We start from the raw sequence: 6,284 nt of genomic DNA, 5'->3' as shown, positions 1-6,284 counted from the left end.
GGCGCGGTCCTGGCCGAGCAGACCGACGAATGGACCGAAGCCCGCCGCTACATGGGCCTGGACATCCTCGCCAAGGCCCGCGTCCGGCTCATCGCAGGCGACACACCGGCCCAGAACCCACTCCCGCAGACACTTACCGCTTAACCTGCAGAAATAGGATCACGCGAAGATCGACTCATACACCACGTCCGTGGACGTGACCGGACCCGTGCTCGAACGCAAGAACCTGCTGGTCATGGATCCGCGTGGGACGGGGAAGTCCTCGCCGCCGCACTGCCCGGGAGCCGGCCTCGACAAGCCCGAGACCATCGCTTCCTGCGCCAGGAGCGTGGGGGCGCGAGGCGCGTATTTCACCGCCGACCAGGCCTCGCACGATCTTGACGCGATCCGGAGGGCGCTTGGTTTGGGCAAGGTGAGTTTCTACGGCAACTCCTACGGCACTCTGTACGCCCAGGCGTACGCGGCTCGGTATCCACGGAGCCTGGACGCGATCTTCCTGGACAGCTCTGTGATCGTGGACCGCGACGGATACGCGAGCTGGAAGAACTACTGGTCCTGGCGCCGCCAGCTCGATCTCGTCTGCGAACGGTCGGCGGCGTGCGAGGCGCTGCCGGGCAGCGCCTCCAGCACCTGGACACAGTTGGTGAACCGGCTGCGGGAGCGGCCTGATCCGGAAGTGTCGGTATTCCAGACGTCAGCGCTCAACAGGGTGTCTGAGCCGGTGTTCGGCCGGGAGGCCACCGCGGCCGCGGACGCCTACCTACGCGGTGACCCGGTTCCGCTGCGCCGCCTGGCACGGCTGATTCCCCCAACGCTTCCACCGGCCAACGATCCGTATGTTGCCGGGTATCTGGGCTTTCGTTGCGGCGACGGTACCTTCCCCTTCGACCGGCTGGCCTCGGCCACCGAACGTCAAACCCAGGCCGAGCGCTACTACGAGCGGGTACGCCCGCTGTGGCCCTATCAGATCACCGACATCTTTCCCGGAATCGGCACTGTGGAGCCATGCATCAACTGGCCGACTCCGCGCCACAGCCCGCCCCGCCCACCCGCACAGGCGCTGCCCGCCGTGCCCGTCCTGGTGATGGCGGGAGAGCTTGACATGAACAGCCCCGCCGAAGTGACCCAATCGCTGCGAGCCTTCCCGAACGCGACCGTCGTGCGAGTCCCGTTCGGGCCTCATGCGTTGACCTCGCCCACCTCGCCGATGGGCGATTGCGTGCGCGGCATGCTACGCACCTTCCTGACCACCAAGCGGGTGACCGACCAGAAGTGCACCGGCGAGAACTATCGTGCCCTCGGCGCCTTTCCCCAGACCGTCGAGGACGTGCCGCCACACCCGGCCCGCAAGCTCAGCACTGCCCAGCGGCGGGTGCTCGCGGCCACCTTCGCCACCGCTACGGACGCCACCGCCCGCCGCAATCCCAACGGCACCATCTATGCAAGAGTGCGGAACGAGCCGGGGCTGCGCGGCGGCCAGGTCACCTTTGGCCAGGACATCACACTCGACGAGGTGCGGTTCGTACGCGACCTGCGGGTCAGCGGCCCGATCACGCTCACCCCGGACGGCCGTGCCACCGCCATGCTCCGCGCTGAGACCGGCGGGCGCACCCACGAGGTGACGTTGACCTGGACACCGTTCTCCACCCGCCTGTCCCTGTCCGGCACCTTCGACGGCATCCCCATCGCCTGAGCTTGGCTCTGCCGGGAATAGGGCACCGCGCCGAGCACGCCTTGACCGGCAGGCGGCTGTCGGTGATCGGTTCGAGGCACGGGTCGCCGATCGGTTCATGGCGGCCGTCCGTGGGGACCTATGATCGGCGGCATGGCATTGCGGTTCGTTCAGGTGAATTTCAAGGCTCGGGACGACTCGGCGCTCGGACGGTTCTGGGCGGAGGCGCTCGGCTGGAGCGTTTCCAGCGAGGGACCCGGCGTGACCAACCTCGAACCCGAGGGCCTCGACTGGCCGGACCCCGCCGGCTTCTACATCGATCTCGTCACCGTCCCCGACCCCGAAACGGTGCAGTACCGGGTGCACCTCGATCTCGCCACCACCTCCGAGGCGCACCAGGCGGAGCTGGTCGCGCGGTTGAAGGAGCTCGGCGCGACGCCCGCCGACGTCGGCCAGGGCGACGTCCCGTGGACGGTGCTGGCCGACCCGGAGGGCAACCTGTTCTGCGTGCTGGAGCCCCGGGAGGTCTATCGGGACACCGGGCCGATCGCCGCGGTGGTGGTCCACTGCGCGGACCCGCGTGCCCTGGCCCGGTTCTGGGGCGAGGCGGTGGGGTGGACCCCGTGCGAGGTGAACGACGATCTCGCGCGGCTGCGCTCCCCCAAGGGCGTCGGACCGTATCTGGAGCTCATCCGCGCCACGCCCGGCGCGCGGAGTGCGCAGAGCCGCGTCCACATCGACCTGCTGCCGGACCCCATCAGCGACCAGGCGGCCGAGGTGACCCGGCTGCGGGCCCTGGGCGCGACGCCCGCCGACGTCGGCCAGGGCGACGTCCCGTGGGTCGTCCTCGCCGACCCCGAGGGCAACGAGTTCTGCGTCCTCGGCAGGGGGTGACGCGGCGGCGCCCGGTCGTGGCGGACGGCTGGCGGGACGCGGGAGAGTTGAGCGGCTCACCGCGGCTTACCGCGCGGCCGGCCGCCGAGCAGGGCCGCGCAGGACCCGGCGGTCAGCAGCCCGCCGGCGAGGAAGGCGCCCCGTGCCCCGGCGAGCGGCAGGACCAGTGCCCCGATCGCGGCTCCCGCCGCGATGCCGACGTTGTAGGCGCCGGAGTTCGCCGCCAGGGCGATGTCCGTACGGCCCGGCGCGCAGTGCAGCATCGCGTTCTGCGTGGCCATGAACACCGGCCCGAGCGCACTGCCCATCAGCATCAGGAACACCACCGCCGCCACCTGATGGGTGCCGGACGCGTACAGGCCGAGCATGCCTACCGCCTGCGTGGCCACGGCGATGGCCAGCGCGGCCCGCGGAAAGCGGTCCAGGAACGCCCCGGTGACGCTCACCCCGGCCAGGCACGCGACACCGAAGCCCACGAGCAGGACGCTGACCGCGCTCGGGGAGAACCCGCTCACCTCGCCCAGGAAGGTCACGATGTAGGTGTATCCGGTGAACGCCCCGGCGGCGGACAGGGCTCCGGCCGCCAGCACCGTGCCGAACCGCCGCGCGTCGGGACTGGTCGCGTAGGCGGCGGGCTCTTCCTCCGGGCGCGAGGTCGGCAGCAGCGCGGCGATCGTCACCAGGGAGACCAGCCCTAGAGCCGCCAGCAGGGCGACGGGCACCTGCCAGGCGCTCCGCTGCCCCAGCCAGGTCCCGGCGGGGACGCCGAGCACGAGGGCGAGCGAACCGGCGACGGACAGTGCCCCGACCACCCGGCCCCGGACCTCGGGCGCGAACAGGCCCACCGCGACCGGCCCCATCACGGCCCAGAACAGCGCCTGGGCGAGCGCGGTCAGCAGCCGCGCCGCGAGGAGCTGCCCGTAGGAGGTGGCCAGCGCCGCGACGAGGCTGGACACCACGAGCGCGGCCAGCAGTCCCGTGAGCACGTGGCGCCGGGGTACGGCCCGCACGGCGTGGGCGATCGGCACCGACGCGACGGCCACCGTCACGCCGTAACCGGTGACCAGGAGGCCGACCGCCGACAGGGACACCCGCAGGTCTCCGGAGATGAGCTCCAGGAGGCCGACCGGCAGGTTCTCCGCGGTGTTGAACGTGAGGGCCGCCAGCATCAGCGCCCCGAGCACCGCAAGCCTGCGCCAGGGAGCCGGTTGTCGCGTGACGGGGCGGCCTTTTCCGGCTCTCGCCGATCGCACCTGCTCAGTGGCACCTTCCATGCGGACACCCCACCAAGCCCACTGATCCCGCCGCAACTCAGTATGCCGCGCGGATGATCGCGAGGGCTTCCTCGACGCGGTCGGCGTGGGTGCGGAAGCTGAGCACGCACAGGCGCAGGAAGAACCTGCCGTCGATGGTGGTGCTGCTCAGGTACACGCGCCGGCTGGCGTTGATCTCCGCGAGGAGCCGCCTGTTGTCCTCGTCCGTGCCCCGGAGCCGGAAGAGCACCACGGTCAGGTCCGGCTGCCACGGCACCTCCAGGCGCGGGTCCGCGGCGAGGTGGCGGTGCAGGTACGCGGCGAGGTCGAGCTTCTCGTCGAGCTCCCGCTCGAAGGCGCGTACGCCGTGCAGGTGCAGGGGCAGCCACAGCCGGAGCCCGCGGAACTCCCGGGTCAGCTCCACCCCGAGGTGCCCGAAGTCGGGCAGGTCGTCCGTCGGGCTGAGATCCTGCAGGTAGCGGCCGTCGGCCGCGTGGGCGGCGTGCAGGACGGCCGGGTCGCGCACCAGGAGCAGGCCCGTGCCGTAGGGGAAGAACAGGCTCTTGTGCGGGTCCAGCGCGATCGAGTCGGCCGCCTCGATCCCGCCGAGCCGGGCCCGGCCGCGCGCCGTGAGCTGGAATCCCCCGCCGTAGGCGGCGTCCACGTGGAACCACAGGCCCTCCCTGCGGGCCAGCTCGCCCAGCTCGGGAAGCGGGTCGATGGTGCCGGAGCTGGTGGTCCCCGCGGTGCCGGCCAGCAGGAGGGGACGCAGCCCGCGGGCGCGGTCGGCGGCGATCATCGTGGCCGCGGCCTGGACGTCCATGCGCAGGTCCGCGGTGGCGGGCACGGTACGGATCAGCTCGGCGGGCAGGCCGGCGATGCGGGCCGCTTTGGCCAGGCAGTAGTGCGTGTGCTCGGTCACGTACACCGTGCCGTCGCCCAGGGAGTGGCGGGCGGCGAGCAGCGCCGACAACGTCGCCACCGAGGCTCCCGTCGTGACCAGGCCGCCCGAGCCGGCGGGCAGCCCGAACCGCTCGCAGAACCAGGTCAGCACCCCGTGCTCCATGGCGACCAGCGCCGGTGCCACCTGGGCCACGCCGGTGAACCGGTTGACGGTCTGCGCCAGCAGCTCGGCCAGCGCGACGGAGACCAGGCCGCCCGCCGGGAAGTAGGCGAGGTAGCCGGGGCCGGCGGTGTCCACGCCCTCCCCGGCGGCCTGGCGGAAGAGCTCCAGGAGCGCGGCGAAGTCGCCGGGGCCGTCGCCGGGCGGCCGGCGCAGCGCGGTGCTCAGCGGTTCGGGCTGCCCGTAGTGGCTCGCGGGCGCCGAGTCCAGCTCGCGAACCCAGTCCGCCAGGAAGTCCACCGCGTGCCGGCCCAGCCGCGTGATGGCGGAGGGGTCGAGGTCAAGGGGGAGAGCGTGTTCACCGGTCGTCATGCGGGCACGGTAGGGGCCCGGCGTATGTGAGGGATTGGACGTTATTGCACCGCCCGCCGGTCTCCGCGCCGGCCGGTGGCGCCTCCTACGGGTGCGCGCGCTATGGGTGCACGCGTTATGGGTGCACCCGTCCGAGGAAGTCGCGGACGAGGGGCACGACCTCGCCCAGGCTGGTCTCCAGCGCCCAGTGCCCGGCGTCGAGCAGGTGCAGCTCCGCGTCCGGAAGGTCGCGCAGGTAGGCCCTGGCCGACTCCTCGGGCATGTAGCCGTCGTGCGGTCCCCAGACGATCAGGGTCGGGGGCCGGTGCTCGCGCAGGTACGCCTGCTCCTTGGCGAACCACGCGAGCGTCGAGGACTGGTCCTCGATCAGGCTCACGAGGTTGGCCAGCCGCTCCGGCGTGTTCATCAGCCTCCAGTGCAACGTCCAGAGATCCGGGCTCACCCGCTCGGCCAGGTGCGGGGGCAGCTCGCCGACGAACTCGTCGCGGAAACCCCTCTCCGAGACGTGCGCGATCACCTTCGCCCGTCCCTCCGGCGTGGGGTGGGCCCAGTGCTCCTTCAGCCAGGAGTACTTGGGCCCGAACGCGTCCTCGTAGATGTCGCCGTTCTGGATGACGAGCGCGGCCACCCGCTCGGGCGCGCGCATCGCCAGCCGCAGCCCGAACTGGGAGCCGTAGTCGTGCAGGTAGAGCGCGTACCGGGACAACCCCATGACCTGCGTGAACCGTTCGAGGAAGTCGGCGTAGCCGGCGAAGGTGTAGGAGAAGCCTTCAGGGGTGGCGCTGTAGCCGAAACCCGGCAGGTCTGGCGCGATCAGGCGCCAGCGGTCGCCCAGCGCGGCCATGAGGCCGCGGAACTCGTAGGAGGAGCACGGGTAACCGTGCGGCAGCAGGAACACCGGGCCGTCCGGCGGGCCGGCCTCCCGGTAGAAGGTCTCGATCCCGTCCACGTCGGCCGTCCGGTGGACGACGGGTGCGGGCAGCAGTGACATGATCTCACCTCCGGACGCTCGCCCTGCCCGTAACCGCCG

Annotated in this window: 5 protein-coding genes and 1 pseudogene; 3 read left to right on the top strand and 3 right to left on the bottom strand. The window is 71.7% G+C overall.

Annotated elements, in window-relative coordinates; genetic code table 11:
* The 3 genes and pseudogenes from AB0H75_RS49360 to AB0H75_RS49350 form a co-directional block, all read left to right on the top strand.
* Nucleotides 1-144: pseudogene (locus AB0H75_RS49360) on the top strand (IS256 family transposase); the annotation flags it as partial.
* A 46-nt stretch (nucleotides 145-190) separates the two neighbouring features.
* A complete protein-coding gene (locus AB0H75_RS49355; protein WP_367808885.1) occupies nucleotides 191-1,693 on the top strand; it encodes an alpha/beta fold hydrolase in 1,503 nt (500 codons plus the stop codon).
* A gap of 132 nt (nucleotides 1,694-1,825) precedes the next feature.
* The gene (locus AB0H75_RS49350; protein ID WP_367808883.1) at nucleotides 1,826-2,566 is read left to right on the top strand and encodes a VOC family protein; all 741 of its coding nucleotides are present in this window, start codon (nucleotides 1,826-1,828) and stop codon (nucleotides 2,564-2,566) included.
* 56 nt (nucleotides 2,567-2,622) lie between these two features.
* Here AB0H75_RS49350 and AB0H75_RS49345 read toward each other — a convergent pair whose 3' ends face one another.
* The 3 genes from AB0H75_RS49345 to AB0H75_RS49335 all read right to left on the bottom strand — a co-directional run bounded on the left by AB0H75_RS49345 (nucleotide 2,623) and on the right by AB0H75_RS49335 (nucleotide 6,245).
* A complete protein-coding gene (locus AB0H75_RS49345; protein ID WP_367808881.1) occupies nucleotides 2,623-3,750 on the bottom strand; it encodes an MFS transporter in 1,128 nt (375 codons plus the stop codon).
* A gap of 127 nt (nucleotides 3,751-3,877) precedes the next feature.
* Nucleotides 3,878-5,254 carry an aspartate aminotransferase family protein gene (locus AB0H75_RS49340; RefSeq protein WP_367808879.1) on the bottom strand — a complete coding sequence of 459 codons (1,377 nt, stop codon included), beginning with the start codon at nucleotides 5,252-5,254 and terminating at the stop codon, nucleotides 3,878-3,880.
* A 115-nt stretch (nucleotides 5,255-5,369) separates the two neighbouring features.
* Nucleotides 5,370-6,245 carry an alpha/beta fold hydrolase gene (locus AB0H75_RS49335; RefSeq protein ID WP_367808877.1) on the bottom strand — a complete coding sequence of 292 codons (876 nt, stop codon included), beginning with the start codon at nucleotides 6,243-6,245 and terminating at the stop codon, nucleotides 5,370-5,372.
* Nucleotides 6,246-6,284 lie beyond the last annotated feature (39 nt).

Source organism: Nonomuraea sp. NPDC050783, from assembly GCF_040802095.1.
Lineage (GTDB): Bacteria > Actinomycetota > Actinomycetes > Streptosporangiales > Streptosporangiaceae > Nonomuraea.
This window is presented reverse-complemented; position numbering and strand designations above follow the sequence as displayed.

What these genes read in the sequence shown, in the direction of transcription:
- AB0H75_RS49350 (WP_367808883.1), top strand. Translation starts at nt 1,826, where the DNA reads ATGGCATTGCGGTTCGTTCAGGTGAATTTCAAGGCTCGGGACGACTCG.
- AB0H75_RS49340 (WP_367808879.1), bottom strand. Translation starts at nt 5,254, where the DNA reads ATGACGACCGGTGAACACGCTCTCCCCCTTGACCTCGACCCCTCCGCC.
- AB0H75_RS49335 (WP_367808877.1), bottom strand. Translation starts at nt 6,245, where the DNA reads ATGTCACTGCTGCCCGCACCCGTCGTCCACCGGACGGCCGACGTGGAC.